Origin of the sequence: Streptococcus mitis (genome assembly GCF_009496285.1) — a bacterium.
GTDB classification, from domain to species: domain Bacteria; phylum Bacillota; class Bacilli; order Lactobacillales; family Streptococcaceae; genus Streptococcus; species Streptococcus mitis_BP.
In genome coordinates, this window is sequence record NZ_WIJK01000026.1 from 1 (window position 1) to 25,606 (window position 25,606).

The window sequence follows — 25,606 nt, forward strand, 5'->3', positions numbered from 1 at the left end:
CATATGAATCTTTCTAATGAGTTGTTTTGTCGCTTTTCATTATAGGTCATATGGGACTTTTTTTCTACAACAAAATAGGCTCCATAATATCTATAGGGGATTTAACCACTACAAATATTATAGAGCCGGATTTTGTTGATTAGTAATACTCTTCAAAAATCTCTTCAAACCACGTCAGCTTCGTCTTGCCGTACTCAAGTACAGCCTGCGACTCGCTTCCTAGTTTGCTCTTTGATTTTCATTGAGTATAATATAGTAGATTGAAATAAGATATGAATAAATTGCTTAGAAAATTCAAATTGATTTCTAGAGATGATGTAGAATTCATGACGTACCGTTTTAACTTCAATCCATTATACTCATCGAAAATCTCTTCAAACCACGTCAGCTTCCATCCACAACCTCAAAACGGTGTTTTGAACAAGCTGCGGCTAGCTTCCTAGTTTGCTCTTTGCTAACCCTTGTTTTGTAGTAGAACGAAATAAAATCTAAACAATTCGACTAGAAAAGTCAAATCAATTGCTAGCAATGTTTTAGAAGCTTGAGTGTACTGTTCTATATTCGATCTACTATAAATAAAAATAGCAGAAATTTCCACCTCAAAACACATATATCATAGTTTTGTTAGGAACTCTTTCCTTGTTTTCCTAGAATAGAGTAAAATTCATTGATTGGTTGGTTAATCTCCAGCCTTTAAGTAATCTGTTGACAAAAAGTGCACTATGATTTTAATTAAGTATAAAACAATTGAAATTCCATAGTTATCGTTTAGAGCTAGAAAAAAATAAGGTTGTGAGGGTTATCTCACTTTATGAAAGTACACAAAAATGGTATACTCTATAGTAGAGTTTTTCATTTTAAAATGATTGTATTGTTTAGAATATTTATTGATTTTTATGATATAAGAAAAATCTCAAGAGAATTAGGTTATTAAATGTTAGTTGAAATAAAGCAATAGCAATAATGTTTATGGTTAAAAAGTGATATAAAGTGATAATCGAGATATAAAGGATTTATGATAGAAATCTGTTTCAATTACTTAGAGATTATCGTCATAAGGAAGTTCTATAACTACTTCTTTAAGTTGATATGTGTTGTTTCCACGATATGAAAAACGATGGCAGTTAGTTTCAGTTTATATTGCGGTTGAAAATTAAATGTATGTAATAACTATCTATGTATAAAGTAACTTCTATAATATCCAATATAAATTGGGTGGCAGAAGTTGTCTTTTTCATTGTCTTTATCATAAAAAAAGTATGAGAGATATGAAAAAAAAATTAGGAGTGGGATTGTATGGGAAAGGAATTAATTAGTGTCATTGTTCCAGTTTATAATGCTGAAAAATACTTACAGAAATGTTTAGATAGTATTTTGGAACAAACATATCAAAATTTGGAAATTATCATTATAAATGATGGTTCTACAGATAACTCGGGACAAATCTGTCAGGAATATGAAAAACAGGATGATCGTATCATCTATATAGAAAAAGAAAACAGTGGTGTATCTGATACGCGAAATGCTGGTCTGGATCGAATGACAGGAACGTATGTTACCTTTGTTGATTCCGATGATTGGGTAGAACCAAACTATATTAAGTTTTTATATGAGAAAGTGATAGAATATCAAGCAGATATTGTAGTTGGAAATTATACTAGTTTTAATGAGTCTAATTCAGTTTTTTATTTCCACATCTCTACTGACTATTATGAAAAAGTATATGATAATAAGTCTATAATACCTTGTTTATACGACTCTAAAGAATTGTTAAAGTCTGCTTTGATTGTACCCTGGGGGAAAATTTATAAAAAAGAAATAATAGCGAATTTGCGTTTTCCAATTAATAGAATTGGAGAAGATGCATTATTTAATTTGAAGGCCTTATTAGATTCTGAAAAAGTTGTTTATGTTAATAAATCAGCCTATATATAGAGAGTGCGTGAGGGAAGTTTGTCCAATACTTGGACAGATGAATGGATTAGAGATGCCATTTATATAATTGAAGAGAGATTATCTTTATTGGCAACGTTAGGATATCCACTTTCGGAGCATAGGCGAGCATACAAAATGAGTTTGGATTATATCAGTTCTGAAGCTTACAATAGAGGTTTAGCTAATTCTCACGAATTAAACTACATAAAAGAGAAAAAGATGTTATTGGATAGACTTCTTCCTCAGAGTAAAGAAGACAAAAAAGCCGTCGTACTGGCAGCTGATTTTTCGAATCTCGATCAGGTTGTGACAACCATAAAATCTATTTGCTACCATAATCGTTCAGTTCGTTTTTATATTATCAATAGGGATTTTCCAAAAGAGTGGTTCATACAATTGAATGGTCGATTAAGGGACTTTGATTCGGAAATTATCAATTGTCGAGTAACATCTGATCAAATATCACGTTTTAAAACAGATATTAGTTATGTAGCCTCTCTGTGTTATTTTATACCTGATTTTGTAAAAGAAGATAAGGCACTTTATTTGGACTGTGACTTGGTTGTTACGAAAAATCTAGATGATTTATTTGCGACTGACTTACAAGGTTATCCATTAGCTGCGGTGCGTGATTATGGCAGAAAAGTGTACTATGATCAAGAAATATTTAATGTAGGTGTATTACTAATCAACAATCTTGTTTGGAAACAAGAAAGTATGACTCAACGATTAATTAATTTAACTGATGAACAGCATGACAAGGCGGATCAGGTGGATCAACTTGTTTTGAATAAACTTTTTGAAAATAAGTGGCTAGAGTTGGATTTTGATAATCATTATATTGTGAGTCATAAGCAATTTACAGATTATAAACTACCAAAATCTCAAGACTATCCAGGTATTATTCATTATCTTTCGCATAGAAAACCGTGGAATGATATAGGGATTCAAGCTTATCGCAATGTTTGGTGGTATTATCATAATCTTGAATAGACAGAATTAGGCCAAAACTATCATTTACTTACGCTTAAAAAGGCTCATATCTATCCTCAAAAACTACCTGTTACTTGTTTAATTTATACTTTTTCGGATCGTATTGAGCAATTAGAGTCTCTAGTTCAAGCTTTACCGGAAATTCAATTTATAATTGTAGCTAGCGTCAAAGTTAGTGATCAATTGACAAAAAGGATTGTCAATCCCAATGTGACTATTTTGTCTGAATTTAATGATTTATCAGAGCTTGAGCAAGAATTGATTGAGATAAGTCAAGTTCTTTTAGATATTAATCACGGCGAAAAAAATGAAGAAATAATGGAGCAGTTTGCAAAATTAGGGAAGCCTATTCTTGCCTTTGAAAATACAAAATATTCTGAAGTTGGACAGATAATCTATAAAGTAGAACAAGTTCAAGAAATGATTAATAAAATAAGAGAAGTGGAAGATAAACATGGATTTTAAAAATTCTGTAAAGTTGTTAGGAGATTTTCATCATATAGAGATTTCTCCTACTAGTAGCATTGAACTAGGAACAGATGTTACATTTCGCTCATTTGTAAGTCTAGAAGTGTCTAATAATGCTAAGCTGACACTAGGAAATAGAGTTTTCTTTAACGATCATTGTACGATTCGTTGTGGCAAAGAGATTGAAATTGGTAAGGATACTATGTTTGGTGATGGTGTGAGAATTTTTGATCACAACCATAAATACTCTAATTACCATATTGAAAAAATTCAGTTTAAAGCTGATAAGATAACTATAGGGAAAAATTGTTGGATTGGAACTAACGTTGTTATTTTAAAAGGTGTTACCATTGGAGATAATGTTATCATTGGGGCAAATGCTTTAATTTATAAAGATATCCCAGCTAATTCTGTTGTCACTGCACAAGAGGATTTAAAAATCACTCCTAGACAACAGCATCAGTTTCACGCCTTTACTTTAACAGCATCAGATACTTTAGAACATTTAGACTATCTTGTACAAGAACTTCCTGAAGTTGCATTTCATATAGCTGCTAAAACAAATGTCTCAGACTATCTAGACAGCTTTAATCATTACGAGAACGTGAATATTTATACTAATGTGCATCATGATGATATTCTCGAAGATTTATTAAATAGAGCAGATATTTACTTAGATATCAATCATTGGGGAGAGGTTGATAATATTGTAGGTCGTGCTTTAGAGATAGGAAAACCGGTATTTTCTTTTGAAACAGTTGTCCATAGAAGAGATGAAAACGTTCGAGTTTTTAGTTTAGAGGATAAAGAGAGTATGATTAATAGCATTCGTCATCAACTAGCGAATGATGAAAATGGAGATTAGATAATGGGGTTTGATATTTTGGAAGAAAGAAGGGCAGTTGTTCTTGCGGGAGATAAGAATTACCTTATCCCGATACTTACAACAATAAAATCTATTCTATATTACAATCAAAATGTTAAAATTTATATTCTCCATCAAAATATTCCTAGTGACTGGTTCAATGATCTCAAGGTACAAGTGGAGAAATTGGGAAGTGTTGTAGAAGACATTCGTATAGATGAAGAGATTGATTCTAGGTGGAAAAACCAGGAACATATTTCAGCGATTGCGTATGCTCGCTATTTCATTCCTCATTATATTGAAGAGGAGAGAGTACTCTATCTGGATAGTGATTTGATTATTAATGGTAGTCTTGATTTACTCTTTAATATTGATTTGGGTGATAAGTATCTTGCTGCTGTTCGAGATGTAGATGGTGTTGGTTTCAACTCAGGAATGTTATTAATTGATAATTCTAAGTGGAAACAATATGATATCACTACTAAATTAATAAATAAGACAATTGATTACGTATCTTCACCTGATTTTGCAATCAGTGATAGATTTAATGGTGTTCAGACTATATTAAATTTGATGTTTGAAAATCATTGGCTAGAGTTGGATAAGCATTTTAACCTTCAAGTTGGTCATGATGTCATTGCTTTTTATAGCCATTGGGATTCACACTTTGAGTTGGATAAAGAACCTTTGATCATCCATTATACGACCTATCGAAAACCATGGTCCACTTTGATGGGCTATCGTTATCGAGACTTATGGTGGGCATTTAGGGATGTTAGTTATGAACAGATTGCTGACCACTATGCAGGACGTTTTACCATCAAGAGAGTTTATGACCTTCATAATGTCAATCTATTTACATTCACAGATTCGCAGGATTTTCTGTATATTGAAGAACTAGCTCAAGCTCTTCCTGATGTTGGATTCCATATTGGAGCTTATACAGATATGGGTTCAATTTTAATGGCTTTGGACAAATATCCTAATGTTTACTTATATCCTAGCATGGTTGGGGCAGTGATTGATGAAATGATTGAGAAGACAGACGCCTATCTGGATATCCATAAAGGGAGTCCGATGGACTTTATCGTCAGTCGCTATACCAGTGCAGGTAGGCCAGTACTGACCTTTGATACGACCAACAAAAATCAATTGGAACAAATAGTCGTTTCCTCTCAATCTCCACAGTCAATGATAGAAGCAATTAAAGAGTTAAAGAAAGATAAAATGAACATGAAGGCAATTGTACTCGGAGCCAACTACCAATATGCAGATAAGGTATTAACGACAATCAAATCAATCTGCTGTCATAATCGAGGACTTCGTTTTTATCTGATTAACAGCGATTTTCCGACAGAGTGGTTCTATAATCTCAATCGTAAATTAAAGAAGCTAGACTGTGAAATCGTCAATGCCCGTGTCAATAGTTCTCATATCAGCCAATATAAGACCAATATTCACTATGCAACATTTTTACGTTACTTTATTTCGGATTTTGTTGAGGAAGATAAGGTCTTATATCTGGACTGTGATTTGGTTGTCACAAGAGACTTAAGTCCTCTATTTGATGTCGAATTAGGAGACTATCCTTTGGCAGCAGTCAAGGATCTGGGGGCTCAAGTATATTTTAATGAGCATGGATTCAACGCAGGTGTCTTGCTCATCAATAATCGCCTTTGGAAACAAGAAGAAGTTCGCAAGCAGTTGATTGAAATGACTAATGAGTTGCATGATAAGGTTGCTCAAGATGATCAAAGTATCTTGAATCTCTTATTTAAAGATCGTTGGTTAGCTTTAGACTTTAAATATAACTGCATTACCTTGCATACACATTTCTCAGATTATCGACCAGAACCTGGGACTTATCCACCGATTATTCATTATTTGACAGAGAGAAAACCATGGGGATTGTATGAACGCTCCATCTATCGAGATGTTTGGTGGTATTATAATGCCCAAGATTGGTCTGATATGAGTCAGGTAACACCTTGTCTGACAAAAGATCAGGTGAGTCAATACACAGGGGTTCAACATTCAGCTCTAGTCTATACCTTCTCAAGCGACTTGAGAAATATGGGCTACTTGATTGAACATCTACCGGATGTCAAATTTTATGTGGCAGCTCCCGTTATGGTGGCTGATAGTATCACAGCTCTACTAGCCTACCCAAATGTCTCTGTCTTGTCAGATATTGCTGGGCAACCAGCTTTGATTGATAGCTTGGTTGAAGGCTGTGACTTCTTACTGGATATCAATGCTGAATCCGAAGTTGATGGGATCATTGGGCGTTTCCGACAAGCTGGAAAACCAGTATTTGCTTTTGAAAGTGTAGCCCATGGTGAACAAGGTCAGTTTCTTTATGACCAAGCACATCCTGAGGAGATGGTTCTAGCTATTGAAAACTATTGCCAAAATGGAGAGCTACCTGTAAAAAAGCTGCAATCCTACCCAAAGGTACTGGATATCCAGCAGAGTCTTGATTATATACTGGAGCACCATTCTTCTGTCATTCGTTATGGAGATGGGGAAATGGATATTATGATGGGGCATGGGATTCCTTATCAAGACTACGATGAGACATTGGCAGAACAGCTTAGAAGTATGATCCAACTAGAAAGCTCTCCAGAATTGCTGGTTTGTCTTTCTGATGTTTTTGAAGGTTTGGAACGCTACAATCCTGAAGCAGTCGATTTTTGGCAAAAACATTTAGAGCATTATAAAGAAGCTTATCATAGATTTTGTACAGCAAGTTTCTATGGTTCGACTTTTATATCTCGTCCTTATATGGACCTCAAAGACAAGTCAGCTTCAGTAGCTCACTTTGAAAAATTAAAGAAACTTTGGGATAAACGAAACATCTTGATCGTCGAAGGTGAAAACTCACGTTCAGGAGTTGGTAATGACCTTTTTGACAATGCTCAGTCTGTTGAGCGTATCATCTGCCCTTCTAGAAATGCCTACAGTAAGGTTAAGGATATTCAAGAAACGATTGAAAATCACGCAGATGGGAAACTAGTATTCTTGATGCTTGGTCCTACAGCCAAGGTTTTGGCTTACCATTTAAGCAAAAAAGGCATACAAGCGATTGATTTAGGCCATATAGACTCTGAATATGAGTGGTTTAAGATGGGAGCAACTTCAAAAGTGAAATTCTCACATAAGCATACCGCAGAGCATAATTTTGATCAAGAAATTCAGCTAGTTGCCGATGCGGCTTATGATGCATCTATCATCGTGAAGCTATAGTCAAGGAGTAGTGAATGAATAAAAAAGTATTTGTGTTAGCAGGAGATTACGGTTATATTCGTCAAATCGAAACTACCTTAAAATCTATTTGCTATCACAATAGTGATGTCAAGGTTTATATTTTTAATCAGGATATTCCCCAAGAGTGGTTTGTCTCCGTCAGGGAAAAAATGGCATACCGAAATAGTGAGATAGTTGATATCAAGCTGTTTGGAGGTAATATGCGAAATTGGAGTCTACCACCTGTTGGACAGCACATAAACTTTATGACCTTTGCTCGTTATTTTATACCGAGTTTTGTGTCAGAAGATATTGTTTTATATTTAGATTGTGACTTAGTAGTTACACGTGATTTAACAGATCTATTTTCTACTGATTTAACCAATAAACCTCTAGCTGCTGCAAAAATCATATATGGTTTAGAAGACAGATTTAATGCAGGAGTGTTACTGATCAATAATGCGTATTGGAAGGATAAGGGAATCCAGCAGGAACTCATTAACATTACTGAAAGAGAACATGAACACTTACTTGAAGCTGATCAAACAGTTCTCAATCTAGTGATGGGAGAAAATTATGTATTATTAGATGATACCTATAATTTTCAGATTGGATATGATCAGTTGGCTGATAGTCGGGGGCAATATTTTATTTTTGAATTGCCTTTGACTCCATTACCAGCGATTGTTCATTATTTGTCTGCCGATAAACCTTGGAATACTTATTCGGTAGGTCGCCTACGTGAAGTTTGGTGGAAATATAATCAACTAGAGTGGTCTCAAATAAATAGTCAAGAAGAACTTGTCGTGAAAAAAGCTAAATATCAAGCATTGATCATTACAGGCAGTCAGCAATTAGAACAAATTGATTATCTGATTAAACATTTACCTGAGTATGATATTCATATTTTAACTTTTACGGATATGGGAGAAATTCTCAGAAGTCTAGCCAGTTATGAGAACATTAAGTTGCATCCAACTGTTATGAGGTGGATGTGCAGGAAAATGATTGAAGAATGTGATGTTTATCTGGATATCAATCATGAGTTTAAATTTCCTGATGTTTTAGAATGGGTGCAAGAAGCTAAGAAAACAATTTTAGCGTTTGATAATGTGGCCAATCCTTATCATGTAGATCAAGTATTTCCTTATGATAATCCTCAGGCTATGGTCGATTTTTTGAAGGAACTTTAAGTCTGTGAGTGGTTTGTTTTAAAAAATACTAAATTAGAGATTCAAAATGAAAATTAATATTACAAATATTTACGGTATGTCTGGTCAAAGTACAGCCTTGATCGCCCAGAATGAGACCGTTAAAATTGCAAAAAAGTTAGACTTTCACGAGCTTAGCTTTTACTTTTACAATATCTATAGTGATAGCCAAGGCGAGTTGAATAGCCGTTTAGATGGTGTTTTAGCTAAGCTGGGTTATGGGGATATCGTTGTTTATCAATCTCCTACATGGAATGGTAGGGAGTATGACCAGGCCTTTATCAGGAAATGTAAGATTTTAAACACGAAAATCATTACCTTTATCCATGACGTGCCACCCCTTATGTTTCCATCCAATTATTACTTAATGCCTGAGTACATTGAGATGTACAACCAATCAGATCTAGTAGTTGTTCCTTCGGAAAACATGAAAGAACGGCTGATTCAGGAAGGATTGACAGTTCAAAAGATTATTATCCAAGGCATGTGGGATCATGTTCATGACTATCCTTTGAGACAGCCTACTTTTCAGAAAAAACTATCTTTTGCGGGTAGTGTAGAACGTTTTGAACACTTATCCAACTGGGCTTACTCAACCCCACTCGATATTTTTTCCGAGTCTAATCAGGAGAATCATAATCCAAGTGTTTCCTTTAAAGGGTGGAAAACAGATCCAGAGTTGCTTTTTGCTTTGTCAGAGGGGGGCTTTGGCTTAGTGTGGGGAACAAGTGAAAATCCAGCTGAAGAGGCAGATTACTATCGCTTGAATATCTCTCATAAAGTTAGCACTTATCTTGCAGCAGGAATTCCAGTAGTAGTACCATCCTATCTCTCAAATGCCAGTTTCATAAAGGAAAAAGGCTTAGGTTATGTAGTAGATAGTTTGGAAGAAGCCAGTCGCCTTGTAGAGGGAACGACAGTAGAAGCTTATCAACAAATGGTTGAAAATGTATATAAAGTGAGTTATGCCTTGAAACAAGGTTACTTTACAAAAAAACTATTGATTGATGCAGTGATGCAGGTTTTGGATGTTTAGAATAGAATAGTTATGGATTGCCCTCATCTATTAGGATGAGGGAATGCCATTATTGGCAAAAGATTAATTTATAGATTCAGCTATGTTTATCAAAATATCCCATCAATCGAATAAGTAGGAGAAAAAATTGAAGATAAAATTGACATCAGTCGTTGTGAAACGGGTCCTGTGGACAATTTCTTTCTTATTCATTTACGTTTTAGGAAGCAGAATGACCCTTCCCTTTGTAAACGTTAATGACACGAGTTTTTTGGGTGGAACTGCTGCTTTCTTAGCCTTTTCTACTGCTATGACAGGTGGCAACCTTCGGAGCCTTTCCTTATTTTCAGTTGGACTATCTCCATGGATGTCGGCGATGATTTTATGGCAGATGTTTAGTATGTCTAAGAAACTAGGTTTTCAAAATTTACCAATTGAAATTCAAGATCGTGGGAAAATGATTCTAACGTTTGTTATTGCTTTAATCCAAGCATTAGCCATTACTCTAAATCTCCCCATTCAGTCTGGGGTGAATTATGGGCTAGTCTTGACTATGAATGTTCTACTCTTGATTGCGGGCACCTTTTTCTTAGTCTGGTTATCGGATTTGAATTCTTTGTTTGGTGTCGGAGGGTCTCTAGTTATCTTGATGTCAAGTATGGTGTCAAGTATGCCACAAAACATCTTAAAAAGCATCAAGGAGTTACAAGTTGGCCCCTTATTGATTGTGGCTCTTTTGCTGCTCTCAATGGTATTTTTAGCGATTGCAGTTAGAGTTCAGAGAGCTCGTTATCGAATTCTGGTAAATAAGATTATGATCCACAATCGCTTTAAACGTTATTCTTATTTGGATATTTTGCTGAATCCAGCTGGAGGAATGCCCTTTATGTATGCCATGTCCTTGGTATCCATCCCACAATATAGCTTGTTGCTTCTTCAAATGGTTTTGCCGAAAGAATCGTGGATTGGAGAGTGGATTAGCCGCTTTGCAATTGGTCAGCCAATTTGGGTCTTCACTTATATTGTTGTTTTATTTATATTAGGAATTGCGTTTGCATTTGTAAATATGAATAGTGAAGAAATTGCTGAGAGAATGAAAAAATCTGGAGAATATATTTATAATATCTATCCTGGAGAAGATACTAGTCGTTATCTCGGAAAATTGATATTTCGTTTTGCAATCATTGGGTCTATCTATATCGTATTTATGGCAGGATTTCCAATGTTGATTGTCTTATATGATCCGCGCTATATGCAACTGAGTATGCTTTCAGGTTTATTTTTGATTTTTAATGGAATGGTGTTTAATATCAAGGAAGAAATCGATGCCTTGACATTAAACGAGAATTATCGACCACTCTTAGAAATCGATTCATAATTGTGAGGAGAAGCTATGTATTATTTCATTCCTTTTTTGGAGCGCAACAATCCATCATGGCAAGCAAATATTGTGCCTTGGTATAGGACTCCTTATCGCTTAGAATTTGATGATATCTTACACCAAATTCGGATTTTTAAACGCCAAGAATTAGAATCTAAGATGCTATGGTTGACTTATCATCCTCATCTACGTTATTTGTTACACAGACAAGATTTGTTGGAGTCGGATGTTTTCTCCGTTTTTGATGCTATTCAAAACATTGAAAATGAGGAGATGCATCCTTTACAATTAAAGGATTTAGCATGGGATGAAGATTGTGATTTTATCTATACTCCTTTTGTAGTTGTAGTTAAGCAACAAGGAGAACTCTATGCTGAAATTGAATATGGTTCAGAAGGCTTTATCAGCTACATCACGTATTTTAAGGATAACCAAGTTGATTTTATTTGTTATTTTGATGATCGTGGCTTTTTATCTAGTCTTGTAGAGTTTAAGGATCAGAAGCCAGCTACTCGCTATTATTATAATGCAAAAGGCCAGTGGCAACTTAGGGAAAACTTGCAGGGGGAAGAGTCAATTGTAAAGGTAAACCCAGCGCTAAGCTATCGTTTTGAAAAATTAGCTTATGAGAGTATAGATGAAGTTATTTGGGAATTCTTAACAAAATTTTTAAATCAAGACTATCAAGTTGGAGATTCATTTGTTTTGGCAGCTAATACCAAGTTTCAAGATCAATTGTTAGAAAAATTACCAAAAGAAGCTCCTAAAATTATAAGTTTCTTTATTGAAAGAAATCAAGCAGATGATTTACAAACTCATTGCCAGGTAGTAGAACAGTCTAGAATGTTGATTAGTGATCGGAAAGATTTTCTTGAGCGATTACAAGAGACCTATCCCCAATTTGCTTCTAAAATGCATCATTTACCGTCATTTGATACGCGCTTAAAATTAGGGATTAGCCAACGATTAAAAGAATCAAAAATTTATGTCCAATTAGATATACAGATGCAACAAGATCCAGAAGTCCTGTATGAAATCATGCATTTTGTTTCGAAAAATCCCTTGACAGAGGTTGTTTTTTCAGTATTCAATGCAGAAGGTTATCAAATTGAAGCTTTGCAGGAGCAACTCGATTCGCTCATTCTTGAACGTCTTAACCTAAGAGATCTGTTAAAGGATTCTGTGGTATCTGATGCAGAAAATACATTAGAAGAAAATACCAGAGATGATTATCGCTTTAAGATTATCAATCTAAATGATGAGATGGGCTTAATTCGTGAGTTAGAGTATACTCGTTTAATTGTTGATTTGAATCCAGTCGCTAATATTTACACACAGATTGCAGGGATTAGCGCAGGAATCCCTCAAATCAACCGACACGAGTCAGAATATGTTACCCATTTACAAAATGGGTATATCCTATCGGATTTATCGGAGTTTAGTAAAGCTGGGCACTATTTCTTAGATACCCTGAAACATTGGAATCAAGCCTTAATTTATTCAATTGATAAGATTCGACAAAATACAGGTGATCAATTTGTAGATAAGTGGGAAAAATGGTTAGAGGAGGCAAAGGGTGAGCAATAAATTACAGATTTTGCAGATAGGTAGCAGAAACTGGAGCCATATCTATGAGCTTCCTGAAAATATGGACTGGCATTTCTTTTGGCCGAGATCAACGACTGCCATAAAGAAGGTCATGAAAATGGAAGGCTTAAGAACTTTTTCAGCTATTTTGGTTGAAAATCCTGAACATTTATCGGATTTGATTCCTTTGATCAGAAAGCTGACTCCTTATACGATTTTCTACCCTGATACAGATAAGCCTCAATCAAAAGATGTTCAAGATTTTTTGAAAAAAACCTGTGCTCAAGCAACAGATTTTTCAAACCCATCAGAACTTTTGCGACTCTTATCTAAGGCCCTGTTTAGAGGGCAGTATGGAGATAAGTTAGTTCCAATTGATATGATTGTCAATCCTGCTTTTACGGGAAAGGTTCGATATAACGGTTATGAAAATCTAGAACTCCTAGGAAAGTATGGTCAAGACTTTCGCCCCTTAATTAGTTGGAAGTATAATATTCGAGCTAGCGAATTTAACCCAGTCGAACTTTGGCTCGAATATGAGAAAGATTGGACTTGTGATATTCGTCTGATTGTTCGAAATATCCAAGATGGCTCCACTGCTAACTTTGTTAAAGAACGAGTTTTCACAGTTGAAGATATGAAGTCTGCCCTTGTACTGGATGATGACTTTTCTTCATTTATCAGTATCTCTTTAGAAGCTAGAGGAGCAGGATGTCTGAAAATAGGAGCTCTTCACCAGCGTTTGACGCGCTACCAATTTGGTAAATATGTTCTTGGTGGGGGAATCATTCATAATGAAAAGCGTGAGGAAATCAATTACTTTTTCTATCCAGGAGACTTTAAGCCACCGTTGAATATCTACTTTTCTGGTTATCGTCGAGCGGAAGGATTTGAGGGATTTGGAATGATGAGATCCTTTGGGACACCTTTCCTTCTTTTTCAAGATCCTCGGATAGATGGAGGAGCTTTTTACTTGGGTGATCAGAGTATCGAAAATGGTGTTCGAAATGTCATTCAAGAACATTTAGATTTGTTAGGATTCTCAAATAAGGAACTCATCCTTTCGGGCATGTCCATGGGAACTTATGGAGCTATGTATTACAGTTCTTTCTTTGAACCTAAAGCTGTTATCGTTTCAAAACCCTTGACCAATCTTGGCTTGATAGCAGAGAGAGGCAGACTTGAGGCACCTGGGCTTTTCCCAACCGCCTTTGATATCTTACGTCATCATTCTAAAGGGGATGCTAGTATAGATGCTATGAGATCCTTGGATGATCGTTTTTGGACCCCTTTTAAACAGGCAGATTTTAGTCAAACAATCTTTGGTCTCTCTTATATGAAAGAGGAAGACTATGATCCACGTGCCTATGATGACTTAGTAGAGGCCCTTTATCATACGGGTGCTCGTATCATGGTCAAGGGCACCTCAGGTCGCCACAATGACGATAGTAGTACCAGTACTGCGTGGTTCAAGAATTTTTATAAGATGATTTTAGAGCAGGATTTTGGGAGAAAGTTTTAATGATGTTCAAACGGCATAAAGAAATATACTGGGGAGAGTTTAAAGGAGGAAGTTCAGGGGATAGTAGGCAAAATACATTTTTGTTTGGTTCTATTGTCCTCTATCATTCAAGAGACCATGTTTATCTGGAAAATGATATGGTGAATTCTGGTACTATGATTCATGAGTGGACCTCAAGTTTTAACTTTCAAGGAAATCGCTTAACCCCAACCTTACCTCTTTTAAAAAGGGGATATCGTTACCGTTTGTCTAGTCGTATGACTGTGCAACCTCAAAATGGTTTATACTTTAGGCTCATCTTTATGGATCGTTATGATAAGCAGGTTGGTCAAGTGATTGAAAAAGACTTGGATTTCACCTTTACCTATCCAGAAGAAGCCTATCATTACAGAGTACAGCTGTTGAGTGCAGGATTTCAAGCAGTTGACTTTCATTCATTTTCAATAGAAGAGGACGATTCTGAGCAAGATGTGGAACAAGAATAGACAATTGAGCAAGGTGAAAAAAATCTTGCATCAAATCAATCTAAAAAAAGAAGAGATGGCCTCGCTAACAGATGATGAATTAGCAGGTAAAACTCAAGAATTTAAAGATAGAATTGCTGCTGGAGAAAGCTTAGACGATCTTTTAGTGGAAGCTTTTGCAGTTGTACGTGAAGCCGATAAGCGGATCCTAGGAATGTTTCCCTATGATGTACAGGTCATGGGTGGGATTGTCATCCACCAAGGGAATGTTGCGGAGATGAATACAGGTGAAGGTAAAACCTTGACCGCTACGATGCCAGTCTATCTCAATGCCTTATCGGGAAAAGGTGTTATGCTGGTGACGACTAACGACTATCTTGCCAAGCGTGATGCAGAGGAGATGGGACAAGTCTATGAGTTCTTAGGTTTGACCATTCGCATTCCCTTTTCTGAAGACGAGGATGAAGAGTTAACGCCTGAAGATAAGCGGGAAATTTATAGTGCGGATATTGTTTATACGACAAACAGTGGTCTTGGTTTTGACTACTTGATTGATAATCTAGCCTCTAGTGAAGATAAAAAGTACATGCCAGAATTTAACTTTGTTATCGTAGATGAGGTAGATTCAGTCTTGCTGGATAGTGCTCAAACTCCCTTGGTCATTTCAGGTTCTCCTAGGGTTCAATCCAATTTTTATGGAATTATTGACACCTTGATGACAACTCTAGTTGAGGGTCAAGACTATATCTTTAAAGAAGAGAAAAAAGAAGTCTGGCTCACTACTAAGGGCGCTCAAACTGCGGAGAGCTTTTTAGGTATTGATAACCTCTATTCTGAAGAACATGGCGTACTAGCAAGACACCTGACCTTTGCTTTACGAGCTCATACCTTATTTAAAAGGGATAAAGACTATATCATCCGTAAGGGTGAGAAAGAGGAAGAACTCGTATTGGTAGATCAAAGTACAGGTCGTTTATTAGAAATGACCAAATTACAGGGTGGTTTACACCAAGCCATTGAGGCAAAAGAGCATGTTCCCTTGTCTGAAGAAACACGGGCGATGGCTTCCATTACCTACCAAAGCTTATTTAAGAAGTTTAAAAAAATCTCTGGGATGACTGGGACAGGAAAGGTTGCAGAGAAAGAGTTTTTAGAAACTTATGGCATGTCAGTCATTCGAATCCCTACAAATCGTCCGAATCAGCGAATTGATTATCCAGACAATCTCTATGTTACCCTACCTGAGAAAGTGTATGCATCGCTTGCTGAGATTAAATATTATCATGAAAAGGGTAATCCTTTATTGATTTTTGTTGGATCGGTAGAAATGTCGGAACTCTACTCCTCTCTATTATTACGTGAAGGAATTGCTCATAACGTTTTAAATGCCCATAATGCAGCGCGTGAAGCTCAGATGATTGCAGAGTCAGGTCGTATGGGAGCCGTGACAGTTGCGACTTCTATGGCTGGCCGTGGGACTGATATTAAGCTTGGTCCAGGAGTTGCTGAACTGGGTGGTCTAGTTGTCATTGGTACAGAACGGATGGATAGTAAACGTATTGACTTACAGATTAGAGGACGTTCTGGTCGACAGGGAGATCCTGGCTTGTCGAAATTTTTTGTCTCACTGGAAGATGATGTGATCAAGAAGTATGGACCTTCTTGGGTCCATAAGATGTATAAGGACTATACAGTAAATAAACAGATAAGCCCAGAACTTTTAGAAGGAAGACGCTATCGGAAATTAGTAGAAAAAGCGCAGAAGGCAAGCGATAGCGCTGCTAGATCATCAAGAAGGCAAACCTTAGAGTATGCTGAGAGTATGAATATTCAAAGAGAGATGGTCTATAGTCAAAGAAATCGCTTGATTGATGGAACCGAGGATCTTGATGGTTTTGTTGTAGATGTTCTGGATGAGTTCGTAAGAAAAAGCTTGGCAGAAGAACCCTTTGAAAGTAGAGAAGAACTGTATCATTTTATCGTTAAAAATATTAGTTTTCTTTACCATGCAGTTCCGCAAGAGTTAGATCTGACGGATAAGGATGCAATCAAGCTAGTTCTGGAGACAACCGTTCAAAAGAGTCTACAAGAGAAACGAACGATTCTGGAAACTCATGACTTCTTTTCAGATTTTCAGCGTTTAGCATTGCTAAAAGCAATAGATGATAACTGGGTAGAGCAGGTAGACTACCTGCAACAATTGAGTCTAGCAATCGGTGGGCAATCAGCTGCTCAAAAGAATCCTATTGTCGAGTATTATCAAGAAGCCTATCATGGATTTGAAGAGATGAAAAGGCAGGTCAAGAAGGATATGGTTCGAAATCTTCTATTGAGTCGAGTAGACATTTCACCTGATGGGGAAATTATGGCTTATTTTCCATAAAAAGGGGACAATATGACAATTTACAATATAAATTTAGGAATCGGCTGGGCCAGCAGTGGTGTTGAATATGCCCAAGCTTACCGTGCAGGTATTTTTCGCAGCCTAAATCTGCCGTCAAAGTTTATCTTTACAGACATGATTTTGGGTGATAATATCCAGCACTTAACCGCAAATATCGGTTTTGATGATGATCAGGTCATCTGGCTTTACACTCACTTCACAGACATCAAGATTGCACCGACCAGTGTGACGGTAGATGATGTTTTGGCTTACTTTGAAGGTGTAGAAAGCCGTCGTGAAAGAAATGGGAAAATTGAACGAATCTTCTTCTCAGATGAGGACAAGTTTATCACTTGTTATTTAGTAGATGAGGAAAAAGATTTTGTCCAACATGTGGAGTATGTGTATGCTGGTAAGTTAATCCGCAAGGATTACTTCTCTTACACACGCTACTGCACAGAGTATTTTGCTCCTAAAGATAATGTAGCGACACTCTACCAAAGAACCTTCTACAATGAAGATGGGACTCCAGCTTATGAGATGTTCATGAATCAAGGGACCGAGGAAGTCTACCGTTTCAAGGATCGAATCTTATACGGGAAACCCGCCTTGCTCCGTTATTTCATGCAGACTCTTGAGTTAAATAAATCAGATCTAGTGATTTTGGATCGTGAGACAGGGATTGGTCAGGTGGTCTTTGAAGAAGCGCAGGCGGCGCATCTAGCTGTTGTCGTTCACGCTGAGCACTATAGTGAAAATGCGACCAATGATGATTATATCCTTTGGAACAACTATTATGACTACCAGTTTACCAATGCAGATAAGGTCGATCTCTTTATTGTTTCAACGGATCGTCAAAAGGAAGTTCTAGAGCAACAGTTTGCTCACTATACCTCGCATGCTCCTAAGATTGTGACCATTCCAGTTGGAAGTGTTGACCAATTAACAAAACCACTAGAGAGTCGTAAGCCATTTTCTCTCATTACAGCTTCGCGTCTAGCTAAGGAAAAGCATATTGATTGGCTTGTCAAGGCTGTGATTGAGGCTCATAAGGAGTTGCCAGAATTAACCTTTGATATCTACGGTAGTGGTGGTGAGGAAGGACGTCTACATGAGATTATCGCTGCAGGTCAGGCAGAAGAGTATATTAAACTCAAGGGTCATGCCGAACTTTCCCAAATCTATTCACAGTATGAAGTTTATCTAACTGCTTCTACCAGTGAAGGCTTTGGGTTGACACTCATGGAAGCAATTGGTTCGGGCTTGCCATTGATTGGTTTTGATGTTCCTTATGGAAATCAAACCTTCATCGAAGATGGTGAAAATGGTTACTTGATTCCAAGCTCATCTGACCATGTCGAAGATGAAATCAAGAAAGCTTATGCAGAAAAAATCTGCCAACTGTATTTGGAGAATCATTTGGAAGGCATGAGAGAAAAATCTTACCAGATTGCTGAGAAATTCTTGACTCAAGAGATTTTGAACAAATGGGAAAATACAATCAAGGAGGTAGTGGATGATTCAGTTATTTGATGTATACAGTCAAGAAAGTCAAGATTTGCACTATAGTCTGACTGAAGCTGGACTGTCTGATTTGGCTGTGGTTATTGAACCCGATGGATTTTTACCAGATGGAGTTGTCTCACCCTTCACCTATTATTTGGGTTATGACAGCGGTAAACCCTTGTACTTTAACCAAGTTCCTGTACCAGACTTTTGGGAGATTGCTGGGAATAATCAATTTGGAACCATCAATGACCTTAATCAAGAACGAGCAGTGATTCATTTTGCAGATGGCTTACAGGCTCGTTTGGTGAAAAAAGTCGAATGGAAAACACCAGCAGGTCGCATCTTCCAAGTGGATCACTATAATCGTTTTGGAGCTTGCTTTGCTAAGACTACCTTTGATGCTTCTGGCCAAGCTATCATGACTTCTTATCGGAATGTAGATCAAAAAGAAGTTATTTTGGAAAACCATGTCACAGGTGATATTCTGCTGACCTTGGAAGGTCAAGGATTGCGCCATTTTTCTGGTCGAGTGGCCTTTATTATAGACTTCTTACAAGGTTTGAAAGTGAATCTTAACCACCTTCTCTTTAATACCCTATCTACCTCGTTTTTGACTTCCTTCCATTTCCCAGACAAATCAGGTCAGGATATTCTAGTTTGGCAAGAACCACTACATGATGGTATACCAGGAAATATGCAACTGATTTTGGAGAATGATCAGCTTCGAGCTAAGACCATTATCATTCCAGATTATGCGACTTATGAACGCGCTCTGCAATTGACGGATGAAAAATTCCATCATAAGTTTAGTCACCTAGGCTATCATTATCACTTTAAGCGTGATAATTTTGTTCGTCCTGATGCCTTGATTGTGACCAATTCGGACCAACTAGAGCAAGTCGAAAAACTGGTGGAAAGTTTACCAAGGGTTACTTTCCGAATAGCAGCAGTGACAGAGATGTCATCCAAGTTGCTGGATATGCTCCGCTATCCCAATGTCGTACTCTATCAAAATGCCAGTCCCCAAAAGATTCAGGAGCTTTATCAGTTATCAGATATCTATTTGGATATCAACTATGGGAATGAACTTCTCCAGGCTGTTCGTCAGGCTTTTGAACACAACCAACTGGTCCTAGCTTTTGAGGAAACAGCCCATAATCGTCGCTATATTGCTCCAAATCATATTTTCGCTAAGGAAGCAGTTGACGACATGATTCACACCATTGAGTTAGCTCTTTCTCATGTCAAAGAAATGGGACGAGCTCTGGGAGACCAAGGTTACCATGCCAATTATGTGGATCCAATCATGTATCAGGAGCGGATGGAAACCATTTTAGGAGAAAGCCATGACTAAAAAAGATCTATTTTATCAGGATGTTGAAGGTCGTATGGAAGAGATGAAACAAGAACCCATCAAAAAAGAAAAATCTACACGTGGTGAAAAAATCAGTAAAACATTCTCTTTCTTGTTGGGATTGATTATTTTGATAGGTTTGCTGTTTACTTTAATAGGGCTTTTGAGGTAGTTAAATGACTGAATTATTGATAATTTTAACCATTATTTTAGCTATTTCCTTAATCCTCCTTGTGACTATTCAACCAAGGCAAACTCAAATCTTTTCTACTGATGCAACCAGCAATATCGGAAAGCCAAGTTATTGGCAAAGTAATACGCTTGTTAAAGTCTTAACCTTGCTTGTTAGCTTAGCCTTGTTTGTGATGCTTATCCTCTTTATGGCCTTAACTTTTGCGTAAGCTTTGATTTCTGGCGAGAATGATTGACTTTAAAAGTGATTATTTAAAGAAATTTAACTTTTAGGAGAATATTTTAAGAAAACTTTTAGGAATCTAGCTTATACTATAAGCATAAGTTAAGAAGACCTTAACTTTAACTCCTAAAAATTTTTCATAATAATCTCCCTATAAAATAAAGTCGCCCAATCAGGCGGCTTATTTTTGTACTAATACTCAATGAAAATCAAAGAGCAAACTAGGAAGCTAGCCGCAGGCTGTACTTGAGTACGGCAAGGGGACGATGACGTGGTTTGAATTTGATTTTCGAAGAGTATAAGATTAATATTTTTCATGGTATAATATCTTTATGAGATTAGATAAATTTTTAGTTGCCTGCGCTGTCGGGAGTCGGACTGAGGTTAAAAACTTTCTAAAGGCAGGGCGCGTGACGGTCAATGGTAAAAAGGAAAAATCTGCCAAGCTACAAATCAATGAAGAGACAGACGAGATTTGTTTTGACGGGCAAAAGCTAGAGTACGAGGAGTTTGTTTACTATATGATGAACAAGCCCCAGGGGGTTATCTCAGCGACTGAAGATCCTAAACATAAGACTGTGTTGGATTTGTTAGATGATTTAGCTCGATCAAAGGAAGTTTTCCCAGTGGGACGTTTGGATATCGACACGCATGGACTCCTACTCTTGACCAATGATGGCCAACTGGCTCATGCTCTTCTTTCTCCTAAACGTCATGTGGATAAGACTTATCTGGCACAGGTCAAGGGAATCATGACGGATGAAGACATTGAGACATTTGCACAAGGGATTCCGCTAAAAGACTTTACCTGTAAGCCTGCCAAACTGGAGCTTGTGGCTCTTGATAGAGAAAAAAACCAAAGTCTAGTTCGTGTGACTATTGCCGAGGGGAAATTCCATCAGGTTAAACGCATGGTAGCCTACTGTGGCAAGGAAGTGATGGACTTGCAACGTCTGACCATGGGAACTTTGACCTTGGATGAGGATTTGAAACGTGGAGAATGGCGTCGCTTGGCCAAAGAGGAATTAGAAGGCTTGCTCGAAAGTGTTAGGTAAACTGTGGAATCTTTGAAAAAGGTGAGGAAAATATCCTTGCCTTTTTCAGTTTTTGGTTGCTTCCTTTGTGAAAAGAGTTATAATAGACTGTAGAATAAAAGGAGGATTTTATGAACGCGATTCAAGAATCATTTACAGATAAATTATTTGCCAACTATGAAGCAAATGTCAAATACCAAGCTATCGAAAATGCTGCCAGCCACAATGGAATTTTTGCAGCCCTTGAGCGTCGTCAAAGCCATGTAGATAACACACCTGTTTTCTCACTTGATTTGACTAAGGACAAGGTTACTAACCAGAAGGCTTCTGGTCGTTGCTGGATGTTTGCAGCCCTCAATACCTTCCGTCACAAACTCATCTCTCAATACAAACTTGAAAACTTTGAATTGTCACAAGCCCACACATTTTTCTGGGACAAGTATGAAAAATCAAACTGGTTCTTGGAGCAAGTCATTGCGACTGCAGACCAAGAATTGACAAGCCGTAAGGTTAGCTTCCTACTCCAAACTCCACAACAAGATGGTGGTCAATGGGATATGGTTGTAGCTCTCTTTGAAAAATATGGTGTTGTTCCTAAGTCTGTTTATCCAGAGTCTGTTTCATCTAGCAGCAGCCGTGAGCTCAATGCAATCCTTAACAAATTGCTTCGTCAAGATGCTCAAATCTTGCGTGACCTCTTGGCTTCAGGTGCTGACCAAGCGACTGTTCAAGCTAAGAAAGAAGACCTCTTGCAAGAAATCTTTAACTTCCTTGCCATGTCACTAGGACTTCCACCACGTCAATTTGACTTTGCTTATCGTGATAAGGACAACAACTACCAAAGCGAAAAAGGCATCACTCCACAAGAGTTTTACAAGAAATATGTCGACCTTCCATTAGAAGACTACGTTTCTGTGATCAATGCTCCAACTGCTGATAAACCTTACGGTAAATCTTACACAGTTGAGATGTTGGGAAATGTGGTTGGTAGCCGTGCAGTTCGTTACATTAACGTACCGATGGAACGCTTGAAAGAATTGGCCATTGCCCAAATGCAAACAGGAGAAACTGTCTGGTTTGGTTCTGATGTCGGCCAGCTCAGCAACCGTAAAGCAGGAATCCTTGCGACAGATGTTTATGACTTTGAATCAAGCATGGATATTCAACTCACTCAAGACAAGGCTGGACGTTTGGACTACAGCGAAAGCTTGATGACCCACGCTATGGTCTTGACAGGTGTTGATTTGGATGAAAATAGTAAATCAACTAAGTGGAAAGTTGAAAACTCATGGGGAGATAAAGTAGGTACAGATGGTTACTTTGTTGCCTCAGACGCTTGGATGGACGAATACACTTACCAAATCGTTGTTCGTAAAGAATTACTAACAGCAGAAGAACGAGCTGCTTATGAAGCAGAACCAATCGTACTTGCACCATGGGATCCAATGGGTGCCTTGGCAGAATAAATGAGATATAAAAAGAATGTTTCTATAATTTTTAGGGTTGGTGGAAATTTTCCACCAACCCTATTTTAGTGTATACAAAAAGGCCAACATCCATTATATTAAAAGCGCTTAAACCTAAAACAAAAGGGTGATGACCATATGAACAATATACTAGAAGCTACGCTACAAATCAAAGATAAAAACATTATTTGGGATAATAAAGTTCAAGAGAAGATATTTAAAAAGAGAAAATCTTTTGACTTACTTGCCATATATTCAAAATACTTGTGAGTATCCAACTAGAACAAATGGCCCTATTGAAGGAATAAATAATAAAATAAAAGTGCTTAAAAGAAATGCCTACGGCTTTAGAAACTATTACCATTTTAGAAATAGGATTATTTTAATAACAAAAATGTTTGGCCCAAAACAAAAAGGAATTAAGCAACAATTAGTTGCTTAATCCCTTCCTAAATTTCTTCATCAACACTATTTACCAAAGAGCCCTTTTTTAGTGCTCAAAATAGCACTCAATTTTAAATGGATTTGGTGTTCAAAAAATATAATCAAATGCAACAAACTAATTTCATTTTTAATAGGCACAATTAATTTTAGAAGATAGTACGAAAAAATATTGACTATTTTCTTTAGAATGTGTAAAATTTAGATAGATTATTTAAAGTGAGGTTTTTTTATCTTGTCTATATTAAAGAAGAAAGTTAATATGTTTAGTGTACTATTGAATGTGGTATTAATAGCTATTATAGCTATTGGAGTGCTATTTTTCTTACCTAAGGAACATAAATCAGAAGTCAAATCGTCAATTAATATCGAAAGTATTGAAAAAGTGAATGAAGTTGTATTTTTGAATGCGGGAATTAATGAAATTATTTCTGAAACAAAAACAACTCAAGTTTTTGGGTTTGATGTGCCGTTCTCTAAAAAAGCAGCATTAGTAATTTTAAATTATAAAGCTAAATTTGGAATTAAAAGTAGTGTAAAGGTTGAACAAATAAGCGAAAAAGAATATAAGGTTATTGTTCCAAAATTGGAAGTAATTGGTGTTGAACTTTCAAAAGATAATCCTTATGATTTATATGATAGTCATGGAGAGTTATTAAGTGGAACTACAGAAGATATTGATACTGGGAAATTGGTCGCTAACCAACTTTCTAGTGATAAACAAGCAGAGTATTTAGATAAATTTAAGAGTGAAATTAAAGAATCTGCAATCAATTATTATAAAACAATATTTTCTTCAATGGATTCTGAAGTAAAAGTAACTATAGAATTTACAGAATAATTTTTGAAATACAAAACCCTGGCCATCTCTGGTCAGGGTTTTGTGTGGTTCTATAATTTTTAGGGTTGATGGAAATTTTCCACCAACCCTATTTTAGTGTATACAAAAAGGCCAACATCCATTATATTAAAAGCGCTGAAACCTAAAACAAAAGAATGATGACCATATGAACAATATACTAGAAGCTACACTACAAATCAAAGATGCACACAATGAAGGTGTTACATTCCATTTCTTAGAGAATATTAAAGAAGTATTGCGTGATGAGAGTGGGAAAGTAACTGGTGTAAAGGTTATTACAATGGAACTTGGTGAATCAGATGAAAGTGGAAGAAGATCAACGCATGAAGTGGCAGGTAGTGAACATATTATTCCATGTGACCTTGTCGTTGCAGCAATTGAACAAAAGTAGACTTTAGTGTTCTAGATGAAAGGTAAAAATTTGACTTTCGGTCAACATCAGAATACAATAGAAATGAACTAATAACAGGGGATGCATATTTAGGTCCTCAATCTATCGCAACCGCAATTAAAGGCGGGTGAGAAGTTGCGACAGAAGTACATGAATCGTTTAAAGAAAACACATAAATAACTTGTGGTGCCTTTCGTTTTTTTACTGGGAAAATTAAGGAACTATAGTTATAAATCCTTAAAGATATTAATATATTAACATGCGTATATTTGTAGGAAGAAGGTTATGTCATCTATAGTTGTACTTCTGACGATAAGGTTGTTCGTGTACCAAAGGAAATTAAAGGTAAACCTGTTATCGCAATTGGAGAACGTGGTCTTGCGAACTTGAAACATTGTGAGGCAATCGTTTTACCAGATACAGTACGATATATTGGAAAAGGTGCGTTTACGATTGACAATAAGTTAAAGTATGTCCACTTTGGTAAGTCAATAGAAACAGTAGAAGATGATGTTTTCAACTCTGACAGTTCATTAGAATCAGTTGTATTCCCAGAAGGAACAAAGAGTATTGGAACATTAGTATTCTGGGGGACATCATCAATTAAATCTATTACAATTCCAGCAAGTGTAACAGAAATTACAGAATACTTCTATTTTGTGGATAACTGTAACCCAGATGTAGAAATCCATACACCTAAGGGATCAAAGGCAGAAGAAGTAGCTAAAGCAATGCAACTTAAAGTAGTAAATGACTAAAGGGGAATAGTATGAACAAAAAATTACTATCAGGCTTAGGGACTGACCCCAAAAAGTGAGAATTTAATAAAAACACCCTAGGGCTACCGTCTTCGGTATCCAACCGGAGACAGGTAGTCCAATTTTTGTTGGATTCTTTTTTCATTAGGTTCTTCATCAACACTATTTGACAAAGAGCCAAAAGTGTCTGGGACAAAATAGTTCTCAGCCACAAAAAAGCTAGAGGTTCCCAATTGTGGAATTCTAGCTTTTTAATTTTGAGTCATTCTCTTATTGTATTTTAGGAGGTTATTGGCCATGAGCACC

At 36.6% G+C, this 25,606-nt stretch carries 18 protein-coding genes and 2 pseudogenes; all 20 read left to right on the forward strand.

Going from position 1 to position 25,606, the window contains the following annotated elements; all coding sequences use genetic code 11:
• The first annotated feature begins 1,296 nt into the window (after window positions 1-1,296).
• The 20 genes and pseudogenes from GEZ89_RS08210 (at window position 1,297) to GEZ89_RS08305 (ending at window position 25,300) form a co-directional block, all read left to right on the forward strand.
• Window positions 1,297-3,393, forward strand: a pseudogene (locus GEZ89_RS08210) (glycosyltransferase).
• Complete coding sequence (locus GEZ89_RS08215) at window positions 3,383-4,261, forward strand: DapH/DapD/GlmU-related protein (RefSeq protein ID WP_153225660.1); 879 nt, start codon at window positions 3,383-3,385, stop codon at window positions 4,259-4,261. The pseudogene GEZ89_RS08210 and the gene GEZ89_RS08215 overlap by 11 nt, the downstream one beginning before the upstream one ends.
• Window positions 4,262-4,264: 3 nt before the next feature.
• A complete protein-coding gene (locus GEZ89_RS08220) occupies window positions 4,265-7,507 on the forward strand; it encodes an SP_1767 family glycosyltransferase (protein WP_153225661.1) in 3,243 nt (1,080 codons plus the stop codon).
• 14 nt (window positions 7,508-7,521) lie between these two features.
• Window positions 7,522-8,700, forward strand: coding sequence for a glycosyltransferase family 8 protein (locus GEZ89_RS08225; protein WP_153225662.1), 1,179 nt, complete (start codon window positions 7,522-7,524; stop codon window positions 8,698-8,700).
• A 46-nt stretch (window positions 8,701-8,746) separates the two neighbouring features.
• Window positions 8,747-9,754, forward strand: a complete 1,008-nt coding sequence (locus GEZ89_RS08230) for a sugar transferase (RefSeq protein ID WP_153225663.1) — start codon at window positions 8,747-8,749, stop codon at window positions 9,752-9,754.
• A gap of 127 nt (window positions 9,755-9,881) precedes the next feature.
• Window positions 9,882-11,111, forward strand: coding sequence for an accessory Sec system protein translocase subunit SecY2 (gene secY2 / locus GEZ89_RS08235; RefSeq protein ID WP_153225664.1), 1,230 nt, complete (start codon window positions 9,882-9,884; stop codon window positions 11,109-11,111).
• A gap of 15 nt (window positions 11,112-11,126) precedes the next feature.
• On the forward strand, window positions 11,127-12,701 hold the full coding sequence (asp1, locus tag GEZ89_RS08240) for an accessory Sec system protein Asp1 (protein WP_153225665.1): 1,575 nt from the start codon (window positions 11,127-11,129) through the stop codon (window positions 12,699-12,701).
• Window positions 12,691-14,223 carry an accessory Sec system protein Asp2 gene (gene asp2 / locus GEZ89_RS08245; protein WP_322741502.1) on the forward strand — a complete coding sequence of 511 codons (1,533 nt, stop codon included), beginning with the start codon at window positions 12,691-12,693 and terminating at the stop codon, window positions 14,221-14,223. The genes asp1 and asp2 overlap by 11 nt, the downstream gene beginning before the upstream one ends.
• Window positions 14,223-14,708, forward strand: coding sequence for an accessory Sec system protein Asp3 (gene asp3, locus GEZ89_RS08250; RefSeq protein WP_153225666.1), 486 nt, complete (start codon window positions 14,223-14,225; stop codon window positions 14,706-14,708). Before asp2 ends, asp3 begins: the two co-directional genes overlap by 1 nt.
• Window positions 14,692-17,070: an accessory Sec system translocase SecA2 gene (gene secA2 / locus GEZ89_RS08255; protein WP_153225667.1), complete on the forward strand. Its 2,379-nt coding sequence runs from the start codon at window positions 14,692-14,694 to the stop codon at window positions 17,068-17,070. Before asp3 ends, secA2 begins: the two co-directional genes overlap by 17 nt.
• A gap of 12 nt (window positions 17,071-17,082) precedes the next feature.
• Window positions 17,083-18,603: an accessory Sec system glycosyltransferase GtfA gene (gtfA, locus tag GEZ89_RS08260; protein ID WP_153225668.1), complete on the forward strand. Its 1,521-nt coding sequence runs from the start codon at window positions 17,083-17,085 to the stop codon at window positions 18,601-18,603.
• A complete protein-coding gene (gene gtfB, locus GEZ89_RS08265; protein WP_153225669.1) occupies window positions 18,587-19,933 on the forward strand; it encodes an accessory Sec system glycosylation chaperone GtfB in 1,347 nt (448 codons plus the stop codon). The genes gtfA and gtfB overlap by 17 nt, the downstream gene beginning before the upstream one ends.
• A complete protein-coding gene (gene asp4 / locus GEZ89_RS08270) occupies window positions 19,926-20,105 on the forward strand; it encodes an accessory Sec system protein Asp4 (RefSeq protein WP_075230876.1) in 180 nt (59 codons plus the stop codon). The genes gtfB and asp4 overlap by 8 nt, the downstream gene beginning before the upstream one ends.
• A gap of 4 nt (window positions 20,106-20,109) precedes the next feature.
• A complete protein-coding gene (gene asp5, locus GEZ89_RS08275) occupies window positions 20,110-20,334 on the forward strand; it encodes an accessory Sec system protein Asp5 (protein WP_153225670.1) in 225 nt (74 codons plus the stop codon).
• 346 nt (window positions 20,335-20,680) lie between these two features.
• On the forward strand, window positions 20,681-21,403 hold the full coding sequence (locus tag GEZ89_RS08280; RefSeq protein WP_153225671.1) for a pseudouridine synthase: 723 nt from the start codon (window positions 20,681-20,683) through the stop codon (window positions 21,401-21,403).
• 110 nt (window positions 21,404-21,513) lie between these two features.
• Window positions 21,514-22,848, forward strand: coding sequence for an aminopeptidase C (gene pepC, locus GEZ89_RS08285; protein WP_153225672.1), 1,335 nt, complete (start codon window positions 21,514-21,516; stop codon window positions 22,846-22,848).
• 232 nt (window positions 22,849-23,080) lie between these two features.
• Window positions 23,081-23,290, forward strand: a pseudogene (locus tag GEZ89_RS08290) (transposase); the annotation flags it as partial.
• Between the two features lie 261 nt (window positions 23,291-23,551).
• Window positions 23,552-24,130: a DUF4230 domain-containing protein gene (locus tag GEZ89_RS08295; protein WP_000493216.1), complete on the forward strand. Its 579-nt coding sequence runs from the start codon at window positions 23,552-23,554 to the stop codon at window positions 24,128-24,130.
• Window positions 24,131-24,296: 166 nt separating this feature from the next.
• A complete protein-coding gene (locus GEZ89_RS08300) occupies window positions 24,297-24,542 on the forward strand; it encodes a hypothetical protein (protein WP_004238875.1) in 246 nt (81 codons plus the stop codon).
• 362 nt (window positions 24,543-24,904) lie between these two features.
• Complete coding sequence (locus GEZ89_RS08305; RefSeq protein WP_075230488.1) at window positions 24,905-25,300, forward strand: leucine-rich repeat domain-containing protein; 396 nt, start codon at window positions 24,905-24,907, stop codon at window positions 25,298-25,300.
• Window positions 25,301-25,606: the final 306 nt, after the last annotated feature.

Excerpts from the sequence above, each read along its gene's own strand:
- GEZ89_RS08215 (WP_153225660.1), top strand. The coding sequence starts at position 3,383 with ATGGATTTTAAAAATTCTGTAAAGTTGTTAGGAGATTTTCATCATATA.
- GEZ89_RS08220 (WP_153225661.1), top strand. The coding sequence starts at position 4,265 with ATGGGGTTTGATATTTTGGAAGAAAGAAGGGCAGTTGTTCTTGCGGGA.
- GEZ89_RS08225 (WP_153225662.1), top strand. The coding sequence starts at position 7,522 with ATGAATAAAAAAGTATTTGTGTTAGCAGGAGATTACGGTTATATTCGT.
- GEZ89_RS08230 (WP_153225663.1), top strand. The coding sequence starts at position 8,747 with ATGAAAATTAATATTACAAATATTTACGGTATGTCTGGTCAAAGTACA.
- asp1 (WP_153225665.1), top strand. The coding sequence starts at position 11,127 with ATGTATTATTTCATTCCTTTTTTGGAGCGCAACAATCCATCATGGCAA.
- asp3 (WP_153225666.1), top strand. The coding sequence starts at position 14,223 with ATGATGTTCAAACGGCATAAAGAAATATACTGGGGAGAGTTTAAAGGA.
- secA2 (WP_153225667.1), top strand. The coding sequence starts at position 14,692 with ATGTGGAACAAGAATAGACAATTGAGCAAGGTGAAAAAAATCTTGCAT.
- gtfA (WP_153225668.1), top strand. The coding sequence starts at position 17,083 with ATGACAATTTACAATATAAATTTAGGAATCGGCTGGGCCAGCAGTGGT.
- gtfB (WP_153225669.1), top strand. The coding sequence starts at position 18,587 with ATGATTCAGTTATTTGATGTATACAGTCAAGAAAGTCAAGATTTGCAC.
- asp4 (WP_075230876.1), top strand. The coding sequence starts at position 19,926 with ATGACTAAAAAAGATCTATTTTATCAGGATGTTGAAGGTCGTATGGAA.
- asp5 (WP_153225670.1), top strand. The coding sequence starts at position 20,110 with ATGACTGAATTATTGATAATTTTAACCATTATTTTAGCTATTTCCTTA.
- GEZ89_RS08280 (WP_153225671.1), top strand. The coding sequence starts at position 20,681 with ATGAGATTAGATAAATTTTTAGTTGCCTGCGCTGTCGGGAGTCGGACT.
- pepC (WP_153225672.1), top strand. The coding sequence starts at position 21,514 with ATGAACGCGATTCAAGAATCATTTACAGATAAATTATTTGCCAACTAT.
- GEZ89_RS08295 (WP_000493216.1), top strand. The coding sequence starts at position 23,552 with ATGTTTAGTGTACTATTGAATGTGGTATTAATAGCTATTATAGCTATT.
- GEZ89_RS08300 (WP_004238875.1), top strand. The coding sequence starts at position 24,297 with ATGAACAATATACTAGAAGCTACACTACAAATCAAAGATGCACACAAT.